23 protein-coding genes and 1 other RNA gene are annotated in these 22044 nt (G+C 33.4%); 14 read left to right on the plus strand and 10 right to left on the minus strand.

Going from position 1 to position 22044, the window contains the following annotated elements:
- Positions 1-42: 42 nt before the first annotated feature.
- From ssrS to KO515_RS03300, 3 genes are all read right to left on the minus strand, one after another.
- A non-coding RNA gene (ssrS, locus tag KO515_RS03290) (6S RNA) lies at positions 43-172 on the minus strand.
- Between the two features lie 59 nt (positions 173-231).
- Complete coding sequence (locus KO515_RS03295; protein ID WP_215934960.1) at positions 232-519, minus strand: cell division protein ZapA; 288 nt, start codon at positions 517-519, stop codon at positions 232-234.
- A gap of 20 nt (positions 520-539) precedes the next feature.
- Positions 540-830 (minus strand): hypothetical protein, encoded by a 291-nt coding sequence (locus tag KO515_RS03300; RefSeq protein WP_178984992.1) that lies wholly within the window; start codon positions 828-830, stop codon positions 540-542.
- 178 nt (positions 831-1008) lie between these two features.
- On the opposite strand from KO515_RS03300, the gene KO515_RS03305 reads away from it, so the two are divergent.
- From KO515_RS03305 to KO515_RS03315, 3 genes are all read left to right on the plus strand, one after another.
- Positions 1009-2697 (plus strand): M23 family metallopeptidase, encoded by a 1689-nt coding sequence (locus tag KO515_RS03305; RefSeq protein ID WP_215934961.1) that lies wholly within the window; start codon positions 1009-1011, stop codon positions 2695-2697.
- A 156-nt stretch (positions 2698-2853) separates the two neighbouring features.
- Positions 2854-5322, plus strand: a complete 2469-nt coding sequence (locus tag KO515_RS03310) for a TonB-dependent receptor (RefSeq protein ID WP_215934962.1) — start codon at positions 2854-2856, stop codon at positions 5320-5322.
- A gap of 140 nt (positions 5323-5462) precedes the next feature.
- The gene (locus KO515_RS03315) at positions 5463-7274 is read left to right on the plus strand and encodes a T9SS type A sorting domain-containing protein (RefSeq protein WP_215934963.1); all 1812 of its coding nucleotides are present in this window, start codon (positions 5463-5465) and stop codon (positions 7272-7274) included.
- Here KO515_RS03315 and KO515_RS03320 read toward each other — a convergent pair.
- The gene (locus KO515_RS03320) at positions 7264-8418 is read right to left on the minus strand and encodes a cysteine desulfurase family protein (RefSeq protein WP_215934986.1); all 1155 of its coding nucleotides are present in this window, start codon (positions 8416-8418) and stop codon (positions 7264-7266) included. The two genes, KO515_RS03315 and KO515_RS03320, sit on opposite strands and share 11 nt — an antisense overlap.
- Before the next feature lie 124 nt (positions 8419-8542).
- Between KO515_RS03320 and KO515_RS03325 the strand changes: the two genes are divergently transcribed.
- Positions 8543-9535, plus strand: coding sequence for a hypothetical protein (locus KO515_RS03325; RefSeq protein WP_215934964.1), 993 nt, complete (start codon positions 8543-8545; stop codon positions 9533-9535).
- A 5-nt stretch (positions 9536-9540) separates the two neighbouring features.
- Here the strand turns inward: KO515_RS03325 and KO515_RS03330 are convergent, their stop codons facing one another.
- Positions 9541-10098, minus strand: a complete 558-nt coding sequence (locus tag KO515_RS03330; RefSeq protein ID WP_215934965.1) for a Smr/MutS family protein — start codon at positions 10096-10098, stop codon at positions 9541-9543.
- Positions 10088-10303, minus strand: coding sequence for a hypothetical protein (locus tag KO515_RS03335; protein WP_215934966.1), 216 nt, complete (start codon positions 10301-10303; stop codon positions 10088-10090). Before KO515_RS03335 ends, KO515_RS03330 begins: the two co-directional genes overlap by 11 nt.
- Before the next feature lie 124 nt (positions 10304-10427).
- On the opposite strand from KO515_RS03335, the gene KO515_RS03340 reads away from it, so the two are divergent.
- Together KO515_RS03340 and KO515_RS03345 are read left to right on the plus strand one after the other, a co-directional pair.
- Positions 10428-10697, plus strand: coding sequence for a DUF2752 domain-containing protein (locus KO515_RS03340; protein ID WP_354668263.1), 270 nt, complete (start codon positions 10428-10430; stop codon positions 10695-10697).
- A gap of 13 nt (positions 10698-10710) precedes the next feature.
- Positions 10711-11043: a CCC motif membrane protein gene (locus KO515_RS03345; RefSeq protein ID WP_215934968.1), complete on the plus strand. Its 333-nt coding sequence runs from the start codon at positions 10711-10713 to the stop codon at positions 11041-11043.
- A gap of 71 nt (positions 11044-11114) precedes the next feature.
- Here KO515_RS03345 and rocD read toward each other — a convergent pair whose 3' ends face one another.
- A complete protein-coding gene (rocD, locus tag KO515_RS03350) occupies positions 11115-12356 on the minus strand; it encodes an ornithine--oxo-acid transaminase (RefSeq protein WP_215934969.1) in 1242 nt (413 codons plus the stop codon).
- A 292-nt stretch (positions 12357-12648) separates the two neighbouring features.
- Here rocD and KO515_RS03355 point away from each other — a divergent pair, with 292 nt between their 5' ends.
- The 6 genes from KO515_RS03355 to KO515_RS03380 all read left to right on the plus strand — a co-directional run bounded on the left by KO515_RS03355 (position 12649) and on the right by KO515_RS03380 (position 17832).
- The gene (locus KO515_RS03355) at positions 12649-13422 is read left to right on the plus strand and encodes an alpha/beta fold hydrolase (protein ID WP_215934970.1); all 774 of its coding nucleotides are present in this window, start codon (positions 12649-12651) and stop codon (positions 13420-13422) included.
- A complete protein-coding gene (locus KO515_RS03360; RefSeq protein ID WP_215934971.1) occupies positions 13419-14111 on the plus strand; it encodes a response regulator transcription factor in 693 nt (230 codons plus the stop codon). The genes KO515_RS03355 and KO515_RS03360 overlap by 4 nt, the downstream gene beginning before the upstream one ends.
- 269 nt (positions 14112-14380) lie before the next feature.
- The gene (gene rlmD, locus KO515_RS03365) at positions 14381-15835 is read left to right on the plus strand and encodes a 23S rRNA (uracil(1939)-C(5))-methyltransferase RlmD (protein ID WP_215934972.1); all 1455 of its coding nucleotides are present in this window, start codon (positions 14381-14383) and stop codon (positions 15833-15835) included.
- Positions 15836-15898: 63 nt separating this feature from the next.
- Positions 15899-16501 (plus strand): DUF6452 family protein, encoded by a 603-nt coding sequence (locus KO515_RS03370; protein ID WP_215934973.1) that lies wholly within the window; start codon positions 15899-15901, stop codon positions 16499-16501.
- A complete protein-coding gene (locus tag KO515_RS03375) occupies positions 16467-17225 on the plus strand; it encodes a DUF6048 family protein (RefSeq protein ID WP_252723771.1) in 759 nt (252 codons plus the stop codon). The genes KO515_RS03370 and KO515_RS03375 overlap by 35 nt, the downstream gene beginning before the upstream one ends.
- Before the next feature lie 82 nt (positions 17226-17307).
- Positions 17308-17832, plus strand: coding sequence for a DinB family protein (locus KO515_RS03380; protein ID WP_215934974.1), 525 nt, complete (start codon positions 17308-17310; stop codon positions 17830-17832).
- Positions 17833-18056: 224 nt separating this feature from the next.
- On the opposite strand, the gene KO515_RS03385 is transcribed toward KO515_RS03380, so the two are convergent.
- The 3 genes from KO515_RS03385 to KO515_RS03395 all read right to left on the minus strand — a co-directional run bounded on the left by KO515_RS03385 (position 18057) and on the right by KO515_RS03395 (position 20720).
- On the minus strand, positions 18057-19001 hold the full coding sequence (locus KO515_RS03385) for a phosphoribosylaminoimidazolesuccinocarboxamide synthase (protein WP_215934975.1): 945 nt from the start codon (positions 18999-19001) through the stop codon (positions 18057-18059).
- A gap of 118 nt (positions 19002-19119) precedes the next feature.
- Complete coding sequence (locus KO515_RS03390; RefSeq protein ID WP_215934976.1) at positions 19120-19635, minus strand: hypothetical protein; 516 nt, start codon at positions 19633-19635, stop codon at positions 19120-19122.
- A 131-nt stretch (positions 19636-19766) separates the two neighbouring features.
- Positions 19767-20720: a PhoH family protein gene (locus KO515_RS03395; protein ID WP_215934977.1), complete on the minus strand. Its 954-nt coding sequence runs from the start codon at positions 20718-20720 to the stop codon at positions 19767-19769.
- A 121-nt stretch (positions 20721-20841) separates the two neighbouring features.
- On the opposite strand from KO515_RS03395, the gene KO515_RS03400 reads away from it, so the two are divergent.
- Together KO515_RS03400 and KO515_RS03405 are read left to right on the plus strand one after the other, a co-directional pair.
- Positions 20842-21678 (plus strand): SAM hydrolase/SAM-dependent halogenase family protein, encoded by an 837-nt coding sequence (locus KO515_RS03400; RefSeq protein WP_215934978.1) that lies wholly within the window; start codon positions 20842-20844, stop codon positions 21676-21678.
- Positions 21679-21681: 3 nt separating this feature from the next.
- Entirely contained in the window at positions 21682-21978 is a 297-nt protein-coding gene (locus KO515_RS03405) for a putative quinol monooxygenase (protein ID WP_215934979.1), read from the plus strand.
- Positions 21979-22044 lie beyond the last annotated feature (66 nt).

Raw genomic sequence — 22044 nt, forward strand, 5'->3', positions numbered from 1 at the left:
TTAGTGTATAAAAAAAGCCTACATCAGTTATCGGTTTTGTATAAACTCCTTAAAACAAGTTTAGGGCTAACAAGCTGATCAAAAATCTGTCTAAGATACTGAAACAAGTTCAGCACTAACAGCACGATTTTACAACTTAAACTCACCCTTTTTAAAGAATTGATCGTTGAGTTTATCAAAAAATGTAACTAATGTAGGCAGTAACCTTAATTATTTTAAAGAACGTACGAGTTAAATATGCTGGTTTAAAAGTTCATTTAAAGCGACTAGCTTTTCCTGTACTTCATCATTCACATACTCTTTATCTATTGACTTTTGCTCTACTTGAGCTGCAAATTGTAAAGCGCACATCGCTAATACATCTTGCTTATCTCTTACAGAGTAATTCTGCTCAAATTGTCCAATCATAGCCTCAATTTTTTTTGTGGCTTTTCGTAAACCTTCTTCCTGACTCGGATTTATCGTTAACGGATAAACTCTATTAGCAATAGAAAGTTTAATTTTTAATTGTTCTGACATTATAATCTAAATTTACATTATTATTCTGATAATTGCCCAATACAATGGTCAATATCTCTAATAAGTGCATTTATTTTGAGTTTCGTTTCTCGTTTATTTTCGTCACTACCAAGCATTGAATTCGCCATTTTGAGTGTATCATGTTTTTCTACCCAAGTAGAAATTTCATCTTGCTGCTCTAAAAGTCTTTGTTGCTGTTGTTCTAATTGTTCTGAGAGTTTAGCGTTGGTTTGTTTTAAAACCTCCTGCTTATGTAAAATCTTACTGATTTTATTCTCAAGTGCATCAACAATGTCTTCTATTTTACTCATTAAAGCAATTCAATACTATTGAAACAAAGTTAACATACCTAATGAAAAAATACAATTGTTTTACATTTATTTTTTAATATTATAAGTTCAAGTGATTTAAAGCGTTAATAAAAATAATACGATTTTATAATTTGCAAATCGTTCTCAAATTGATATTTTCGCTATAATAGTTGATTTTATGAAACATTTTTTTCTCTTTTTTCTAATATCGTGTTCTATTTATGGGCAATCAGAATACCCTCAAGATTATTTTAGAAATCCTTTAGATATTTCCATAGTACTTGCTGGTACGTTTGGCGAATTACGCTCTACCCATTTTCATGGTGGATTGGATATTAAAACACAACAAAGGCAAGGCTTAAAGGTCTATGCTGCTGCTGCAGGTTACATCAGTAGAATTAAAATTTCTCATTTTGGCTACGGAAAAGCCATTTACATTACGCATCCCAACGGTTACACGACGGTTTATGGGCATCTTCAGAAATTCTCTAAACGTTTAGAAGCTTATATTAAGCAATGCCAATACGATAAAGAAAGTTTTGAAGTCGAGGTCTTTCCTCATTCTGAAGAATTACTTATTCAACCAGACGAAGTGATTGCGTTCTCTGGAAATACCGGTAGCTCTGGTGGACCACATTTACATTTTGAAATAAGAGACAACCAAGAACGACCGATGAATCCATTGCTTTTTGGTATGGAGGTTAAAGACTCTAAACGTCCCTATGTTTCAGGTGTTTTCGCTTATCCTAAAGATGAAAATGCAACCATTAATGGTAAAAACGAGCGCGTTCCTTTGCGATTAATCCCTCAAAAAACTGGAGATTATGCTGTCGAAGAAATTACAGCCTACGGTAATGTCGGTTTTGGTGTCATTTCTTTTGATAAACAAGATTTAGCTCCAAATAATAATGGTGTGAGCAATATTCAAACATTTTTTAATGGGAATAAAAGCTTAGAAATCGATTTTAAACGCATTAGTTTTGATGAAACTAGACACATAAAAAGACTATTAGATTACGAGTATTTTATTAGCAAGAAAGCGAAAATCCAAAAACTTTTTATTGAGAAAAATAATCCTTTAAGCATTTATAAAGATGCTTATGATAATGGTTATGTGGCCATAAAAGATAGTACCTCTTCTGTTTATAAAATGAGAATACGAGATTATCATGAAAATGAGTCTTGGGTAGTTATACCTATACATGGAAAATTTGAAACCATTACGAAAGATAGCCTAATGGATGTTTCTACAAAATCATTCGTTAGTAGTGACAAAACCACAACATTGAGCTCAGGGAATTTCACAGTAGACTTTTATCAAAACACTTTGTATGATGATGCTTATATAGATTTCAAAGTAGGTTCTGACACGCTTTTTTTAGGTGATGACAACATAGCCATGCAGAAAAACTTCTATATTAATTACGACTTAAGCAACTATAAAGCTGAGCATCAAGACAAACTTTATGTTGCTAGATATTATGGAAATTATTGGAAACCTTATTATGTATCGACTTCTCGTAAAGGTGATATCTTAACAGCCAAAACCAAAGCTTTAGGAACTTATGCGTTATCTACTGATACAGAACCACCAACGATAACTCCAACGAACTTCCATGATAAAAAATGGATTAGCAATTATCGTTATCTAAAACTTAAGGTTGATGATAAATTAACAGGGATCAGTAAGTATAGAGCTACAGTTAATGGCAAGTGGATTTTAATGGAGTACGATTATAAAACGAAAACTTTAATACACGATTTTAACGATAACATCGTTAAAGATACCAAGAACGAATTAAAAATAATTGTAACAGATAATGTGGGAAATAGTTCTACATTTGAAGCAACGTTTTTTAGAAAATAGATAAACAAGTATTTAAACCGCTTGCACTTTTAGAATTAAAGAACACAAACGCTTATAGTTGCGCTCAAATATTAAGCATTGAAATTAACTTTTAGGTAGTAATGAAACTGAATTCTAAAAATAAAATTTCAACCTAACTAAGAAAAAATATACCATTTGAAACGCTTACATTTTATCCTCATTTTTAGCTTGCTTATTGGTGGGCTTTCTTTTGCTCAATCCGCTATTATTAGAGGTGTCATTTTAGACGAAGGCAATTTCCCTATTGAAGGAGTCAATATCACCACAAGTACAGGCGAAGGTACAGCGACCAACAGCAACGGGTTTTACGAACTCAAAATCCCTTATGGAGAAGAAGTCACAGTAATATTTACACACGTTTCTCATAAGCGTGTAGAACAAAAATTTGTCCTTAAAAACGGCCAGGAAATAGAATACAACCCAGTAATGCTTATTGAAGTTGAACAAATTGCAACCGTTGTTATTAATACCAACACCAGACAATCGGTGGACGGAGTAACTTCTATTTCACCGCAAATGATACGGACTATTAAAGGTGCACAACCGGGCGTAGAAAACATTTTGAAAACCCTACCGGGAGTTAATATTTCTAATGAATTAAGTACACAATATTCCGTTAGAGGTGGAAATTTTGACGAAAACTTAGTCTATGTTAACGAAATTGAAGTGTATAGACCGTTTTTAATTCGTTCGGGTAATCAAGAAGGTTTAAGTTTTGTGAATACCGATATGGTTCATAATGTCGATTTTTCAGCTGGTGGCTTTCAAGCGAAATATGGAGATAAATTATCGTCGGTTTTAGATATCACTTATAGAAATCCTGTTGATTTTGGAATACGTGCTGATTTAAGTTTACTTGGAGGAAGTCTTACTGTCGAAACGGTTTCAAAAGATGGTAAATTTTCAGGAATTGCAGGAGTACGATATAGAGACAACAGTTTATTATTGAATAGTCTTGAAACGGATGGTAATGTAGAACCTGTTTTTGCAGATGCACAAACCTATTTAACCTATCGCTTTTCGAGTAAATTTCATTTAAACTTTTTAGGAAATATTTCTTCAAACAAATACAATTTTCAACCCGAAAACAGACAAACTAACTTTGGTACTATAGATGATCCTGTTGCGCTTTTAGTGTATTATGATGGGCAAGAAAAAGACCAATACCAAACCTACTTTGGTGCGTTTAAAGCCAATTATTTTGCTACGGATGACTTAACGCTTAAACTTGTTGCTTCTGCATATCACACCACCGAACAAGAATATTTCGACATTTTAGCACAATACCGTTTAGGTGAAGTGAACACCAATATTGGAGACGAAAATTTAGGAGAAGTAGAATTTAGTGAAGGAATCGGTTCTCAATTAACACATGCTCGGAACGATTTAGATGCATTCATTATTAACGCTGAGCACAGAGGCGATTATAAAATTGATGAGGAAAGTACTGTAGAATGGTCTGTTAAATACACTCACGAAGATATTAGAGATCGCTTAGTTGAATATGAAGTTATAGATTCTGCAGGTTTTTCAATTAGACCTCCTCTTTTAAGTCAAACTAATCCTCAGCCGTACGCTCCTTTTTCTGGACCATTAGCGGCATATGAAAATACGAGAGCGACCAATCGTGTACAAATAAATAGACTTCAAGCTTTTGCCCAATACAGTAAACGTACAGATTGGAACGGCAGTGAGGTATTTTATAACGCAGGATTAAGATCACATACTTGGACCGTTGGTGGAGATGGTATTTCAGATAGTAAAACACAAACTGTAATTAGTCCAAGAGCGCAATTTGCTATTAAGCCTAATTGGGAAAAAGATATGTTATTTAGAGTGGCTACTGGTTTATATTACCAACCTCCATTTTATAGAGAATTAAGAGATTCAGAAGGCGTTGTTCAGCCAGATGTAAAAGCACAACAATCCTTTCATATCGTTTTAGGTAATGAATATAGTTTTGAAATCTGGGATCGTCCATTCAAATTAGTGACTGAAGCTTATTATAAAGGGATGACTGATGTAAACCCTTATACAATAGAAAACGTAAGAATTCGATACAGTGCTGACAATAATGCTAAAGCCTATGCTTACGGCCTAGATTTAAGACTAAACGGTGAATTTGTCCCTGGCACAGAATCTTGGTTTAGTTTCGGCTATTTAAAAACCGAAGAAAATATAGATGACCGTGGTTATATTGCGAGACCAACCGATCAGCGTTTAAAATTTGGTGCATTATTTCAAGATTATGTGCCTAATATGCCAGATTTAAAAATGTATTTAAACCTGGTTTACAATACTGGTGTTCCTGGTGGTTCACCAAGTTACGCCGATCCTTATAATTACCAATTGCGATTGCGTGATTATAGACGTGCCGATTTAGGAATTTCATACCAACTTGTTAATCCTGAAAAAACATACAATTCTAAATGGAAAACGTCCTTTAAAGAACTTGCTATTGGTTTTGAGATCTATAATATGTTTAACAACCAAAACTCTATTACCAATACTTGGGTTAGAGATGTGTATAGCAAGCAACAATATGCAATTCCTAATTATTTAACACCACGTGTATTTAATGTAAGATTGTCTGCACGTTTTTAGATTATTGTCTTGTTTAGAATGAAATGAGTGTGTTTTTGGATGAATTCAGCAAGAAAACATTATTATAAATAACTAATTTTGAGCAGCTAAATTATTTTGAGTAACTTACCCTGAATACTTTAGTTCAAAATTTAAGACTTATGAAACTCCTTCTCTCTTCATTACTACTAATTTGTTGTAGTATTTCATTCGCGCAACTTAGTGTTCAAAATGACGCTTATGTCTTTGTAAAAAACCAATATGTCTATGTTACAGACGATGTTAATATTGATGATGCTGATTCTAAAATATATCTAAGAGAGGAAGCTCAGCTTCTTCAAGGTAATGGAACCACTGGTAATTCTGGTCTTGGTCAATTGAGTGTCTATCAAACAGGAACAGTAAACCAATGGAGTTATAATTATTGGTGTTCGCCTGTTGGTAATAATTCAGCCGCTTTTGGAAATGAAGATGCACGCGTTAATTTAATTGATGATGCTACAGGATTAACATCTAGCGTAGATGCATTATTTGCAGGAGGTTACGACGGCAGTGCTAGTCCATTATCGATAGCTCAACGTTGGTTATGGACATATCAAATATCAGATCAATACCTCGATTGGGTTTTTGTTGGAGCTACAGGAAATATTAAACCTGGACTTGGCTTTACCATGAAAGGAAATGGAACGGGTTCAACAGGTAGCCAATTGTATGACTTTAGAGGCAAGCCAAACAATGGTACTATTACAAATGATGTTGCTAATGGCTTAAACACTTTAATTGGTAATCCGTATCCAAGTGCTATGGATTCCGCTGCGTTTATTCATGATCCAGCCAACCAAGCATCTATTAATGGTACACTACAATATTGGGAACAAGATGGTAATGTAGCCTCTCATGTCTTACAAGATTATATTGGTGGGTACTCTTTATTTACAATAGATGAATTTGGTGGAATTATCACTAACACTCCTGCTGTTTTCTTTACATACGATGAACAAGACAACGTATTTTCTTTACCTCCTGGACCTGGAGGCTCAGGATCAAAACAAGCGGTACGCTACATACCCGTTGGGCAAGGCTTTATGGTTGAAGGTATCGCTGGCACACCAGAAGCACCAGCTGCAGTGTACACTAGGAATTCACATCGTGCGTTTGCAAAAGAATCTGATGGTGATAGTTACTTTTTTAGGAGTACTACAAACGATTCTAATACTTCTGAAACGAATGAACCAATAGGCATACAATACCAAGATAATGGACTTCCTATAATACCAGAAGATTATAAACGCTTTAGAATTAATGTCGACTTTAGTGATGACGCATCTCAATACACAAGACAATTGGTTTTAAATTTTCATGATTCTGCGACCCCCGGATTTGATTATGGTTTAGAACTCATACGTTCAGAAAGCTACAGTTCAGATGCCTATTTCTCTTTAGATGAAAAAGTATATTCTGGACAAGCATTTGCTTTTGAAGACGCTCTCGGTATTCCAATTACTATTGATATTGAACAACAACAGCCCTTACGCTTTAGAATATTTGACATTCAGAATTTCGGTGAAACACAAGGCATTTATATTCATGATAATGTCAATGATTCCTATACTAATTTAAGAAACTTAGATTATGAATTAAATATTGAGCCAGGAAGCTACACGGATCGTTTTGAAATCGTATTTACAACAGAAAGTACTTTAGGCATTTATGAATTCGATGATACATCGTTAAATATTTTTCAGGACAATGGCAAACATCAACTGACGGTACAAAATCCAAATAGCTTAGATATTAAAACTATTGAGATTTTTGATGTTTCTGGTAAACGTATATTTCAATCTAATGTTGATACTATTGAGAGCGAGTACGAGATCTCTACGTTGCAATTAAGTGATGGTGTTTATGTTGTAAATGTTTCAACTCAAACAAACACAAAATCAAAGTCTCAAAAAGTAATTATTAAGAACTAACTCCAATTACAAATTCCTTTAAAACACTAACGACATAGTCCAATTCTTCTTTGGTATTATACATACTAAACGAAAAACGAACTGATGGCTGTTTTAGTTTATCTAAACTTAAAAAAGCAGATAACACATGAGATAGCTGACTACTTCCACTTTGGCAAGCACTACCTCTAGAGCATGCAATCCCTTTTAAATCGAGTTGAAATTGTAACATTGGTGCTTTTGCTGGTGCAATTGGCAAGCAGACATTAACCAATGTATAGGTGCTGTTTATCGCATCTTCACATCCACCATTAAAACTCGCATGAGATAAATGTGTTTTTATTTGCTGAATGAAATAATCTTTTAATTCGGAAACGTAGGTCTTATCATCATCTAGATTAGCGTACGCTAGCTTCAAAGCTTCATCCATTCCTACAATATTATGTATAGCTTCTGTTCCCGCTCTATAACCGCGTTCTTGTTCCCCTCCAAAAATCAACGGTTTTAAACCCGATTCTTTTCGTATAAAACAAAACCCAACACCTTTTGGTCCATGAAACTTATGGGCACTTGCTGCCATAAAATCTATAGGAATTTCCTTTAAATTGATGTTGTAATGTCCAACAGACTGCACCATATCAGAATGAAACATTGCATTATAGGCTTTACATAGATGAGCTACTTTTTTAATATCCAAAATATTACCTACTTCGTTATTAATATGCATTAGGCTTACTAGCGGATGGTTGGCAGATTGTAGTAATTCTTCTAAATGGGAGTAATTTATTAAACCACACTCATCTAAATCGACATACTGGATCGTTACATTGTACTCCTTTGCTAGCTGTTCAACGGTATGTAAAACCGCATGATGTTCAATTTTAGAGGTAATGATTTCTGTAACGCCTAAATCTCTAACAGCACTTCGTAATGCTAAGTTATCAGCTTCTGTACCACCAGAGGTAAACACTATTTCTGAGGCCGAAACATTAAAGTGAGCCGCTATATTTTTTCTACATTGTTCTAACAACGCCTTAGATGCACGTCCGAAACTGTGAGTAGAAGACGCATTTCCGTAACTTTCTTTAAGCACCTGAGTCATACGATCAATAACTTCGGGTCGTAAAGCTGTAGTTGCTGCGTTATCTAAATATACTGAATTCATAGGTGTAAATGTAGTCTTGTTTTTTGTACTTATGCATTGCGCTATCATCTTTTCCATAAATGAAAACATTTTGAACATGCACTTTTCTAGGTGCAAAAATATCCTAAATAAAATTATTTAGATAATGGAGCGTTATAATTTTACAAATCCGTTATTTTTGTTAAAAATTGTATCTATGATCCGTCGTTTTTTAATTCTCTTTTGTTTTGCTTTTTTAACCACCTGTGATGATGGTGATATCTTAACTGTAGATTTAGATTTTGATGAAGATTTAGACTATTGTGAGAATTTTGAAGAATATCATCTTGTTTATGATACACGTGAGGACCCGAATGAAGCCCTTATTTTAATTTTCCCTAAGTCCACTACAAATGATGCTTTATTTACATCTGCAACTACTGTAGATGTTCCTGAAGAATTAACAATTGACGAAGATGACGTGCGTTTTATTTATAGAACGTATAATAGAGAGTTAGATGAAGACGATATGTGTGCTATAATTACTCCGTATGATTTAACGATAATTGATGATTACGAAGCTGGCTCTGGAGATGTCTACATCACCTCTACTATCGTAGATGACGATAATGATGGAGTGCCAAGTATTTCAGAATATGGTCCTGGAGGTATTGACGATCCTCAAGACACAGATAACGATGGCATACCCGATTATTTAGATATCGATGATGATGGAGATAATGTATTAACAGAAAATGAACTTGACGAATTGGATGAAGACGGAGATGATGATCCTTTAACGAATCCTTTAAATACTGATGCAAACCATCCAACAAACAGTGATGATCTTCCTGATTATTTAGATCCCGATGATGATGGAGATTTAATTCCTACACGCTTAGAAGATGCCAATGGCGAAAATGGCCCTAATGATGACCGTGTTACTGTTAATGGTGTATTGGTACTTTTATATCTCAACTCCGCAGAAGATACCGCATATGAATTTGATGATTACGATGCGTTTGAGAATGCATACACAAGGACGGTAACCACCAATTTTATAATTAAAGATACTGATTTAACGATTTTTAGATCAACAGAAATTGATTTTGGGACATTAACCACTACCATAACGGACTTTGATCCTGATGACTATTAAAGTTATTAAGGTTCTACATTTTGAAGTATTCTAACCTCAGTGGCACCTAAACCATAGGTTTTATAATCGGCATCATAGAATGTTACATTATTGTAACGACTAAAAAGCGTTTCTAATTCTTGTCGTAATACTCCTTCGCCTACTCCATGTATAAATACAATTTTAGGTATACGTTTACGCATAGCAAATTCTAATTGTCCTCTTGCCGTATCCATTTGAAGATTTAGCATATCATAATTAGACATGCCTTTAGACGATTTTGTTAAATGGTGTATATGCAAATCGACTTCAAATTTTGGAGCGTGACGTTCTTTTGGTTTTACTGTTGGTGCCGATTTTCGTTTTTTGCTTTGCTTCTCTCGTTTTACAGCTTCAAAATCGGTATTGTAAACAGCACTTTCTAAACTATTTCCAGAAGCCGTTAACATCAATTCATTGGCTTCAAATTGAAAATCGAAACCATGAACATCTTCAACCGTAATTGTGGTTTCAGAAATTTTTGTTACAATTCCAGAAATGGCATCATCAATAGTTTCAACCGTATCACCAACTTTAAACTTCATCTTCTTTCTCTGTTTTTATAAAAGATTCTTCTTCTTTATCAAATTTGCTCGGTATATTTCTAGACGTTCTATAAATACCAAACACAAGCAACATAATACCACCGATTAAAATATACGTATTTTGCTCTTCCTGTGCTTGCGCATAAAAAGCGATGACACCACCAACAACAATACAAATAAAATTTATGAGTCTAGATATATCCATTATTCAATAATTAAAACAAATACAAAAATAAGGTTTAGAAAAATAGTAAAAGCAATTACCATAGTTTTTAGCAAATTGTTAATTTAGCAAAATGCTAATACTTATAGAAGGACTTGATGATTATATGCTTCCCTGTTTATGGAAGCAAACGTTTAATATAGATTGCATGGGTTGTGGTATGCAGCGCTCAATTTCTCTAATTTTAAAAGGTGATTTAGTTGGAGCATTTTTTATGTATCCTGCTATATATTCGCTTATTTTAATGTTTTCCTTCCTTTTATTGCATCTTAAATTCCAATTTAAAAAAGGTCATAAAATAATTTTAGGGCTTTTTATATTAAATATTAGTATTATTGTAATAAGTTTTATCATAAAAACCTTTTTAATCAACTAAAATAACTAACACAATGGAAAAACAACAAATCCCTAATGGAACCTTAGTACTAGTCATGGGAATCTTATCAATTATCGGTTGCTGTTGTTACGGTGTTCCTGGATTAATATTCGGAATCGTAGCAATTATACTTGGTGGTAAAGCCACAAAAGTATACATGGAAGCCCCTGAAAATTATTCAGGTTTTGGAAATGTAAAAGCTGGTAAAATAATGGGAATTATAGGTGTAGTACTTAGTGTATTGATGGTTGCTTATATCCTTTGGATTATTTCTTATTTTGGATGGGAGACTTTGCAAAACCAAGAATTAATGCAAGAAAAAATGCAAGAAATGATGGCACAATAGTCCTATCTTTTATAAATAAAAAAGCGATTTTCAATTAAGAAAATCGCTTTTTTTATGAGATATAAATTCTGTTATTCAAATTCTTTTAAGGTCTTTGTAATAATAGACACACAATCTAATAATTGGTCTTTAGTCATTACTAAAGGTGGTGCAAAACGAATAATATTTCCGTGTGTAGGCTTGGCTAACAAACCGTTGTCTCTTAATCTTAAACAGATATTCCAAGCGGTATCACTATCTTCAGAATCGTTGATTAAAATGGCATTTAACAACCCTTTTCCTCTTACTGAATTTACAATCGGACTCGTTTCAATAAATTTAGATAATTCTGATCTAAATAGTTGCCCTAATACTTCTGCATTTTTTGCTAAGTCCTCCTTTCTTACCACCTCTAGAGCCGCTATAGCTACGGCAGCTGCAATTGGATTTCCTCCAAAAGTACTTCCGTGATTTCCTGGTTGAATAACATTCATAATGGCATTATCAGCTAAGACAGCAGACACAGGATATGCGCCACCACTTAATGCTTTCCCCAAGATTAAGATATCTGGTTTTACGTTTTCATGATCTACAGCGAGCATCTTACCTGTTCTTGCAATTCCGGTTTGTACTTCATCAGCAATGAATAATACATTGTATTTTTCACACAAAGCTTTCGCTTTTGACAAATACCCTTCTGTTGGCACATAAACTCCGGCTTCACCCTGAATTGGTTCTACCAAAAAGCCAGCAACATTCTTATTATTACTAAGAGTTTGTTCTAAAGCTTCTAAATTATCATAATCTATTTTTATAAAACCATTAGTATAAGGTCCAAAGTTTTTACGTGCTACAGGATCGTTGCTAAATGAAATAATTGTTGTTGTTCTTCCGTGAAAGTTATTTTCACATACTATGATTTCGGCTTCGTTTTCATCGATACCTTTAACCTCATAAGCCCATTTTCTACAGATTTTTAAAGCCGTTTCTACAGCTTCTGCCCCTGTATTCATTGGTAAAAGCTTATCGAAATTAAATAATTCTGAAGCATATCGCTCATACTTCCCAAGCATATCGTTATAAAATGCTCTAGATGTTAAAGTTAACGTTTGTGCCTGAACAGTCATCGCTGCAACAATTTCAGGATGACAATGCCCTTGATTTACCGCAGAGTATGCCGAAAGGAAATCATAATATTTCTTACCTTCTACATCCCAAACATATACACCTTCTCCTCTACTCAATACTACTGGTAGTGGATGGTAATTGTGCGCACCATATTTGTTTTCTAAATCTATCGCTTGTTGCGATGTTAATTGGTCTAAAACAGCCATAATAAGTTAAATTATAAATGAATAAAATATCCATTCCTTATCTACCTTTATCCTTTCAGACGTTACTCACAGATACATTAGAGAAGATGTGATGTCCAAAAATTCAGCGTGGGAAAGAAATCATCCCTTGAAGTCCGCAAATTACAAATAATCCTTCCGATTTAAAACTTAGTAGGTCATTTTTATAAGCTAATGGAGCTTATCTTCTTGATAATAATCACGTTTTTTTTGTTTAAAAAGAGATTTTTACTATATTACTAAAGCTATTAATTAACTAACTTCAAAAAATCAATTGGTACACCTAGTAAAAAAAGGTTCTACTAAAGGTACAATTTTGTGTATTCATGGGAACTCCTCTTCCCCTGAAATATTCCAAAGCCTTTTAACCGATCAAATAATTCATCAAACTATTATCGCTGTTGAATTGTTAGGACACTCAGTAGAGCATCAAGACTGTAATATTGAGCTGTTTTCAACGAAAAATCAATGTAAGGTACTCAGCACATATATAAATACAATTGATGACGATATTTTTTTATTAGGTAACTCTTTAGGTGGCCATCTAGCTATTGAAATAGCAAAAGATATAAAACGGCTAAAAGGTTTAATGATATTTGGTACTCCCCCCGTTACAAATCCAATTAATTTTGAGGAGGCTTTTAATGTTGTACCAGCACTTAACACCTACTTAACTGAAAACCCCACAGAAACAGACATAGAAACTGCAGCAAAAGTTGCTGTTTATAAGACCGAAGTTGCTCCGTCCGTATCTCGTTATTTTAAAATAGCAAATCCTTTAGTAAGAACTGCTTTAGCAATAGATATCACTAAAAACAACTGGTCAAACCAAAAAGATATCTTTTTAAATCTTCAAGTTCCGAAATATATTGTGGCAGGAAATCAAGACCCAACAGTGAGCATAGATTACCTTAAAACAATTGAAGTGCTAGCTGATAATTGCGAATTACTTTTCATAAATAATTGTGGGCATTACCCAACTTTAGAACAACCTAATGCCTTTATAGAACTTTTGAAAACGGCGTCCTTAAAAGTTTTTGACTTATGAAATTACACACAGAAAAAGAACATTTAATACATAACCAGCATTTTGCTTTCCGCTTGCGAAATTTATATTTAAATGATTATCTCAAATTTTGTCAATTAGCCGATTACATTCCTACAGCCATACATATAAATAGAAAAGACAATTTTGATATCACTTATGCAAATCATAAACTCATAAATAGAGGCCAAGAATTAGAAAACCTTGTAGAAAAAGGAACGACTTATCTTAAAGAAATATCTTGCCCCTTATTAATGCAAAACGCTATTAATAAAGCTAATATTTTTAAACTCATAGATGACAGGCAAGCGACATGCACTTATACACAACACCTTAAAGTCAATAATAAAATGACTTATTTTTACACCAATAAATTGCACCTTAATGATAACCTCTATTTTAATGCATCAAACTTTTTAGATGAAATAGCTGGAATAAATAACCTAGTTTCGTCAATATTTTCTTCATTACGAAACAATCAAACGTGTTGGCTTCAATTTCAATCGTTAACTAAACAAGAAAAAAACATTATCAAACTAATAGCACAAGGCAATAGTAACCAGATGATTGCCGATCTCAATTTCATATCATTACACACTGTAAAATCACATAGAAAGAATATTTATCGAAAATTAAACATAAATAGCGTAACCGAATTGGTAAAGTTTAGTTTTGCCATGGATTTATTATAACACGGTTCTCCACTAAAAATGAAAACATAAATTCTTAAAGTCGACCAAACTAAATCTTCCAATGCGACTAAACTTTTAACTTATTGTAATTCTTTTTCATTTTAATAATAGAGTAGTTCGGAATGACTATTTATGGCTCCATACTTTATAGATAAAAGCATTACATAAATCTTAAAACTCTTTTTAAAGTTTATCTAAATTATAGAGTTCAAATTCAGCCGAACTATTTATAAATTACGACTATCTTTGCACCCAAATTCTTATAAGAAATGCCAAAAAGAGAACGGAATAAATTTGTAAAACGCGGACAAATCTTAGACATCTTAATTGAAGATTACGCCTTTGGCGGTAAAGGTATTGGTCGCATTAGAAATGAGCATGGTGAATTTGTAGTTTTTGTTCCTAATACATTACCTGGACAATTGGTAAAAACTCAGATTAAAAAAACCAGTAAAAAGTATGCAGAAGGGAAACTTTTTGAGGTTTTAAAACCATCTGAAGACGAAATTGATATGCCATATCAAAGTATTCCTGGCGCTCCTTATATCAACTTACCGATTGAAAAACAGCACACCTATAAAAAACAAAGTACCTTAGAGTTATTTAAACGCATTGGTAAAGTTGCTGATATCGAAGATAAATTTGATGAATTTGTAACCTCACCAAACACCTTTCATTATAGAAATAAAATGGAATATGGCTTTTCTGCTATTGGCTATAATCACGACTTAAAAACAGATGTAGACGAATTTACACTCGGTTTTAAAAAGCGTGGCACATGGTGGTGTGGAGATGATCTTAAAAAAGATTCCGGTTTATTTGATGCGGAATTTGAAAACCGCTTAAAAGATATCAAAGCCTATTGTGTAGACACTGGATTGGCTCCTTGGCATCCTCCAAAACGCGAAGGCTTTTTTAGATATTTTGTGGTGAGAAAATCTTTCAAAACCAATCAGTTACTATTTAACTTAGTTACCACCTCTTACGACTTACCTCATTTTGACTTAGAAAAATTTGCTAACTATTTAGTTGAATTATTTGGAGATAGGGTCGCTGGTCTATTGCATACTATAAACGATGAAACTGGAGATAGAACTATTGCAACCACTGGCAGTATTTCATTAGTGAATGGCGACGATAAAATTGTTGAAGAACTATTGGGTTTAAATTTTGAAATTAGCATGAAAAGCTTCTTTCAAACCAATCCAAAATGTGCAGAGAAATTGTATTCTAAAGTTGTGGATTATGCTTTAGAAAATAAAGAAGCTGTAGACAACACTGTGGTTTTAGATTTATTCTGTGGTACAGGAACCATTGGTCAAATTATAGCTAACAAATCTGAAAACACTAAAATTGTTGGTGTAGATATCGTTGCAGCAGCCATTAAAGATGCTAAAGAAAATGCGAAACGAAATAAGATACAAGGCCTCAAATTCTATGCTGCAGATGTTGGTAAATTTCTTACAGAACATCCGGAATACGCCAATAAAATCAGAACCATTATTTTAGATCCGGCAAGAGCAGGTATTGCACCAAAAACTCTTAAAAAAATAATAAACCTCAATGCCGAACGTTTGGTTTATGTATCTTGTAATCCGGCAACTCAAGCAAGAGATACAGAACAATTGATGGAAGCAGGCTATAGTATTAAAAAGTTGAGTTTAGTCGATCAATTTCCACACACTGCACATATTGAAACTGTGGTGTTATTTGAAAAAAACTAAAAACTAACTTAAACTTTTTAATTTTAAAGTTGTACTAATCACTGAATACTGAAATTAATAAATTTGAAACGACTACTAATTTTTATAAGTTTTATCACCTTAGCTATCATTAACTTTAACTGCGAGCGAGATGATATTTGCGCAGCAACCACGCAAACAACTCCGCGGCTAATTGTAGGCTTCTATGATGCTACTGACACAGATGAATTATTAAATGTATCTAGAATTACTGTTTACGGAGATGGTTTATTTACCGATGAAGATGGCGTTACCACAGAGCCCATTGAAGAATCTGACCTCATCATTATAGATTATGACGATGAAGACTCCTATGTTTTTAACATAAATAGTAACACCATTGCTTTACCTCTTATTGTAGGCGGTGAAGGAGAACTTTTAACAACGAGATTTGTCTTAGAAAAAGATACTGACCTTAGATTAGATGATGATGATGATACCTCATCAAATATTGATATTATAGAGATTTCGTACAATACAGAATTTGTTTATGTTTCTAGAGCCTGTGGTTACAAAAGTAACTTTAATAGTTTAGGTGTTGCAAGAATTACAGATGATGATCAGTGGATTACCAATATAGAAATTGAAGAAACGACCCAAGAAAGTATAGCAAATGAAAACACAACACATGTACGTATCTATCACTAGAACGGTAATATTATTGCTGTTAGTTTCTACAATGGCTTTCGCGCAAGAAAAGAAAAAAACAGTCAACGACACTTTAGTTTTTAAAGAAAAATATGGACTAAGGCTTGGAGCTGATATAAGTAAACTTGCGCGTACTTTCTTTTCTGACGACTACACTGGTTTTGAAATTATGGGCGATTATCGACTTACCAAACGCATCTATATTGCTGGTGAACTCGGAAACGAAGAACGTATTCTTGAAAATGAAGTTTTAAACAATACAACAAAAGGAAGTTATTTTAAGGCTGGAATTGATATGAATTTTTACCAAAACTGGCTAGATATGGAAAACATGATTTATGGAGGCTTGCGTATTGGAGCAAGTACTTTTAGTCAAACCCTAAATAATTACACTATTTACGATACCTATAATCAATATTGGGATGGACGCTATACCGTTGAAGAGGGTAAAGAATTTGATGGGTTGACCGCTTTATGGACAGAATTAATTATAGGATTAAAAGCCGAAATTTTTAATAATTTCTTTGCAGGATTTAATGTTCAACTTAAAGTATTAATTTCTGATAAAGAAATTAATAATTACGAAAATCTTTATATACCTGGCTATAATAGAACGTATGACAGTAGCAGATTTGGTGGAGGTTTTGGATTTAATTTCTCGTATTTAGTTCCAATTTTTAAGAAAGACAAAATTGTAATTCAAGAAAAAGAAGTTGAGGAATAGTTGATGATTCTTAAAAAAATGATTTTTACTCCATAAACAATTCAACAAAAGTTCTTATCTTTTCTTTATCAAATTCTTTCATATGGATAAAGAAGCTATTGCTGATTTAATTGATGCTAAACATTCTGAATTAATCACTTGGTTACAAAATCAGCCAGACGAATTTTGGACACTTGGACCTGAAAGTAAATGGACAACAGGTCAGCAAACACTTCATTTATTACAAAGTATAATTCCACTTAATAATGTATTGAGTTTGCCCAAATTTTTACTGCGTTTTAAATATGGAAAAGCCAATAGACCAGTAAGAACATACGATGCTGTTGCAAAACGCTATCATGAACTTTTAATTGATGCCAAAGGCACAACTTTTAAAGGCTCAAAAAATATGAAGGTTCCTAAACTATCAGACAAACAATATCTCTTAAACCGATTACAAACCGAAGAAAAGAAACTACAATACAAAACAAGACGCATTAGCGACCACAATCTAGATACCGTTGTATTACCACATCCATTAATGGGAAAAATGCCTGTTAGAGAACTAATTATGTGGACGGCGCATCATGTGGAACATCATACTGAGATATTGAAAAAGCGTTATTAATTTGATTTGGCATTTCGATAAAGCGAAACATGAGTGAACATGAATCCTTTTTGGTTCAGTATAGCCAAATCACAATTGAAACTAAAGAGCATTTTTTTAGAATAATTATTGATTTGTCATTTCGACAGAGCGAAGTATGAGCGACGAGAAATCACATAATAGAAATAATCAACTTAATGCCAAAATAATGTGATGTCTCACATGTGTTCGACATGACTAAACAATCACTTCAAATACTCCAAAACATTAGCTTCAATTCTACTTTGAATATCACTAACATCTCCTTTTACAAACGCCTCTCCTGTAATATTCTCATACAATTCAATATAACGCTCGCTTACAGATGCAATGTATTCATCACTCATAGGAGGCACGGTTTGCCCTTCTAAGCCTTGAAAATCATTAGCAATTAACCATTGTCTAACAAACTCTTTAGATAATTGCTTTTGTGCTTCTCCTTTATCTTGACGGTCTTGATAACCATCTGCATAAAAATAACGCGACGAATCTGGAGTATGAATTTCATCAATCAATACAATTTTACCGTCTTTTGTTTTTCCAAATTCATATTTAGTATCTACTAAAATCAAACCTCTTTTTGCTGCGATTTCTATACCACGTTGAAAAAGTTTTCTGGTGTAATCCTCTAATACTAAATAATCCTCCTCTGAAACAATTCCTTTTTTTAAAATATCTTCTCTCGAAATATCCTCATCATGATCTCCCATTTCAGCTTTTGTTGCTGGAGTAATAATTGGTTCACGAAATTTATCATTTTCTTTCATACCTTCTGGCATAGCCACTCCACAAAGCATGCGTTTACCAGCTTTATATTCTCTTGCTGCATGGCCAGACATATAACCACGAATTACCATTTCTACCTTGAAAGGTTCACACAAATGACCAACTGCTACATTAGGATCTGGAGTAGCCACCAACCAATTAGGCACTAAATCTTCCGTTTCCTTCATCATTTTTGTAGCAATCTGATTTAAGATTTGACCTTTATATGGAATACCTTTGGGCATCACCACATCAAAAGCACTTAAACGATCGGTAGCAACCATAACCAATTGCATGTCATTAATATTATAAACGGCTCTTACTTTTCCTTTATAAAAACTCTTTTGCTTCGGAAAATTGAAATTGGTTTCAATTATGGTGTTCATCTAATCAAGATTTATTGTGAATTACAAATGTAATTTCTTTACTTGGGTCAGACAATAAACTCAATAAAAAAAGGAGAAATAAAATTTCTCCTTTTTAATTAATCTATATTGTTATTCATTATTTGAACCTAATATTATACGTAGCTCCAATACCTACTGCTTGAATATCAATATCATTCTCAGCAAACGTATTTTGATAATAAGCGTAAATATTCCAATCCCTATTGTGGTACCCTATTTGAGGATTTACATAAAGTCCACCCTCATTGTCATCTACTCCTGTTAAAAAACCATAACCGAAGTCAGAACCAAAGAAAAGACCATTTGGAGTAAAATAATAACGTACAAAACCTGCTAGAGGAATAATACCAAAATCATCAAATTCATCTTCGCCAAAATAATTGCTATACCCTGTAGCTATACCAACTCCTAAGTTAGGGTTAAATAAATATTGACCTCTTAAGTCTGCTCCTAGAGTGAAAGACGATACATCACCTGCATCGCTGACAGGTACTCCTGCTGTTATACCTGCTTTAAGCCAAGCGTTATCTGAATTGATATCTACGTCATCTTCCTGAGCAAATAATGGGTTCAATCCTAGTGTTATTCCGATAATTAAAATTACTTTTTTCATGTTATATAAGTTTTTATTACATCAGCAAAATTATATAGATTTAACACTAAAATATTTACATGATTTCTAGTATATTTTATACAATTTTGAACCTAAACGCCCTAAAAACCTAACTTACAACACTATAAGCATCACTCCCTATTTTCGATACTTTTATAAGCTGCAATCACTTTTTTGACAAGCTTATGACGGATCACATCTTTGTCATCTAAATAAATCATTCCAATACCTTCAACATTTTGCAATACTAAAAGCGCTTCTTTTAATCCTGAAATCGTTCGACGTGGTAAATCTACTTGTCCAGGATCACCTGTTAAAAGGAACTTTGCATTCTTTCCCATTCGGGTTAAGAACATCTTCATTTGCGCATGCGTTGTATTCTGACCTTCATCTAAAATCACAAAGGCATTATCTAACGTCCGTCCACGCATAAATGCCAAAGGAGCGATTTGAATAACCCCTTTTTCTACGTAGCTATCTAATTTTTCATGAGGAATCATATCGCGCAACGCATCATATAAGGGTTGCATATATGGATCTAATTTTTCTTTTAAATCACCAGGCAAGAATCCTAAATTTTCACCAGCTTCTACTGCAGGACGTGTTAGGATAATACGCTTAACTTCTTTACGCTTTAATGCTTGTACCGCCAATGCAACGCCTGTGTACGTTTTACCTGTTCCGGCTGGGCCAATAGCAAACACCATATCATTTTTACGCATACTTTCTACAAGTTTACGTTGGTTAGCTGTTTGCGCTTTAATAAGTTTTCCTCCAACTCCGTGCACTAAGACTTCATCACTTGAAGCCGATGTGGAATAATCATCACTACTTTGACTTGTAAGTACGCGCTCAATAACATTTTCATCGAGCTTATTGTACTTTCCAAAATGTTTCATCAACATCGTCATTCTCCGATCAAACTCTTCGAGTAAATCTTCATCTCCGTACGCCTTTAATTTATTGCCTCTGGCTACAATTTTAAGTTTAGGAAAATACTTTTTTAAAAGTTCAATATTTGCATTTTGGGCTCCGAAGAATTCCTTTGGAGATATTTCTTCGAGTTCTAGGATTAGTTCATTCAAAAGCGAGGTCTATTTTATATGTTAATCTGTTTTCTTTTATTAATTTTGTAATTCATGTGAATACACACAAATCTAATAATTTTACAACCATAATTCTTAAAAAAATATCAACAATCAATTCATGGCGATAATCACTTTAACGACTGATTTTGGAGAAAAAGATCACTTTGCGGGAGCCATAAGAGGAGCTATTTATAGTGAACTTGATGAGATAAGAATTGTAGATATTTCACATTCCGTCTCACCATTTAATATATCTGAAGCGGCTTATATTATTCAAAATGCGTACAGTAGTTTTCCGAAAGGAACGATTCATTTAATAGGAATTGATTCTGAGTTAAGCCCTGAAAATAAGCACATTGCAATAAAACTAGATGACCATTACTTTATATGTGCCAACAATGGTATTATGAGTATGATTTGCAATGATATAGCTGCAGAAAAAATAGTAGAGATAAACATCCATGATAAGGTTGAAACCAACTTTCCTGTATTAGACATTTTTGTTAAGGTCGCCTGCCATATTGCTAGAGGAGGAACCTTGGATGTCATCGGAAAAGTTATTAACACTATTAAGCCTATTAAAAATTTAGTGCCGTTTATTAATGATGAGCACAACCAAATAATTGGCAGTGTAATTTATATTGACAATTATGGTAATGTAGTCACTAATATTAAACGTAAGTTTTTTGAGTCGGTTCAAAAAACGAGACCTTATCAAGTTTCAGCTCGAAGCTATAAATTTGAAAAAATACATAATAAATATACAGATATCGTAGATTATGACATGGAAGAATCTAAACGAAACGTGGATGGAAAAGGCTTGGTGGTTTTTAATTCTTCGGGTTATTTAGAAATTGCGGTTTATAAAAGTAATTGTACCTCTGTTGGAGGGGCTTCTACATTAATGGGATTAAAAACTATGGACACGGTAACTGTTAACTTCTTAAATCCTTAGGCTTTGTTAGTAAGAATTGTAAAAATGAGTTTTGAACCTACGAAGATTGAAGAATTCTTGGCTAATTTTGAAGCAGTTAAAGAAAAAATTCGAAATTTTGAGGGTTGTAAGTTTTTAGAGTTGTATCGTGATCAGAATACGACTAATATTTTTTTCACTTATAGCTATTGGAATTCTGAAGACGATTTAAATAATTATAGACATTCTGAATTGTTTAAAGGTGTTTGGGCAAATACAAAACCTTTGTTTAATGCAAAACCTGAAGCTTGGAGTGTGGATAAAATCGCTTCGCTCAAGTAAGCAGTCGCAGTATTCAGTTTACAGTTAGATTGAGTACAAATAAATGATATAATAAATACATCGCAA

The organism is Winogradskyella psychrotolerans (assembly GCF_018860545.1).
In the GTDB taxonomy this organism is placed as follows: domain Bacteria; phylum Bacteroidota; class Bacteroidia; order Flavobacteriales; family Flavobacteriaceae; genus Winogradskyella; species Winogradskyella psychrotolerans_A.

Excerpts from the sequence above, each read along its gene's own strand:
- KO515_RS03385 (WP_215934975.1), bottom strand. The coding sequence starts at position 19,001 with ATGAACACCATAATTGAAACCAATTTCAATTTTCCGAAGCAAAAGAGT.
- KO515_RS03330 (WP_215934965.1), bottom strand. The coding sequence starts at position 10,098 with ATGAAGTTTAAAGTTGGTGATACGGTTGAAACTATTGATGATGCCATT.
- KO515_RS03345 (WP_215934968.1), top strand. The coding sequence starts at position 10,711 with ATGGAAAAACAACAAATCCCTAATGGAACCTTAGTACTAGTCATGGGA.
- KO515_RS03400 (WP_215934978.1), top strand. The coding sequence starts at position 20,842 with ATGGCGATAATCACTTTAACGACTGATTTTGGAGAAAAAGATCACTTT.
- KO515_RS03295 (WP_215934960.1), bottom strand. The coding sequence starts at position 519 with ATGTCAGAACAATTAAAAATTAAACTTTCTATTGCTAATAGAGTTTAT.
- KO515_RS03360 (WP_215934971.1), top strand. The coding sequence starts at position 13,419 with ATGAAATTACACACAGAAAAAGAACATTTAATACATAACCAGCATTTT.
- KO515_RS03305 (WP_215934961.1), top strand. The coding sequence starts at position 1,009 with ATGAAACATTTTTTTCTCTTTTTTCTAATATCGTGTTCTATTTATGGG.
- KO515_RS03325 (WP_215934964.1), top strand. The coding sequence starts at position 8,543 with ATGGAGCGTTATAATTTTACAAATCCGTTATTTTTGTTAAAAATTGTA.
- KO515_RS03390 (WP_215934976.1), bottom strand. The coding sequence starts at position 19,635 with ATGAAAAAAGTAATTTTAATTATCGGAATAACACTAGGATTGAACCCA.
- KO515_RS03320 (WP_215934986.1), bottom strand. The coding sequence starts at position 8,418 with ATGAATTCAGTATATTTAGATAACGCAGCAACTACAGCTTTACGACCC.
- rocD (WP_215934969.1), bottom strand. The coding sequence starts at position 12,356 with ATGGCTGTTTTAGACCAATTAACATCGCAACAAGCGATAGATTTAGAA.
- KO515_RS03335 (WP_215934966.1), bottom strand. The coding sequence starts at position 10,303 with ATGGATATATCTAGACTCATAAATTTTATTTGTATTGTTGTTGGTGGT.
- KO515_RS03315 (WP_215934963.1), top strand. The coding sequence starts at position 5,463 with ATGAAACTCCTTCTCTCTTCATTACTACTAATTTGTTGTAGTATTTCA.
- KO515_RS03375 (WP_252723771.1), top strand. The coding sequence starts at position 16,467 with ATGAAAACACAACACATGTACGTATCTATCACTAGAACGGTAATATTA.
- KO515_RS03380 (WP_215934974.1), top strand. The coding sequence starts at position 17,308 with ATGGATAAAGAAGCTATTGCTGATTTAATTGATGCTAAACATTCTGAA.
- rlmD (WP_215934972.1), top strand. The coding sequence starts at position 14,381 with ATGCCAAAAAGAGAACGGAATAAATTTGTAAAACGCGGACAAATCTTA.
- KO515_RS03340 (WP_354668263.1), top strand. The coding sequence starts at position 10,428 with ATGCTTCCCTGTTTATGGAAGCAAACGTTTAATATAGATTGCATGGGT.
- KO515_RS03300 (WP_178984992.1), bottom strand. The coding sequence starts at position 830 with ATGAGTAAAATAGAAGACATTGTTGATGCACTTGAGAATAAAATCAGT.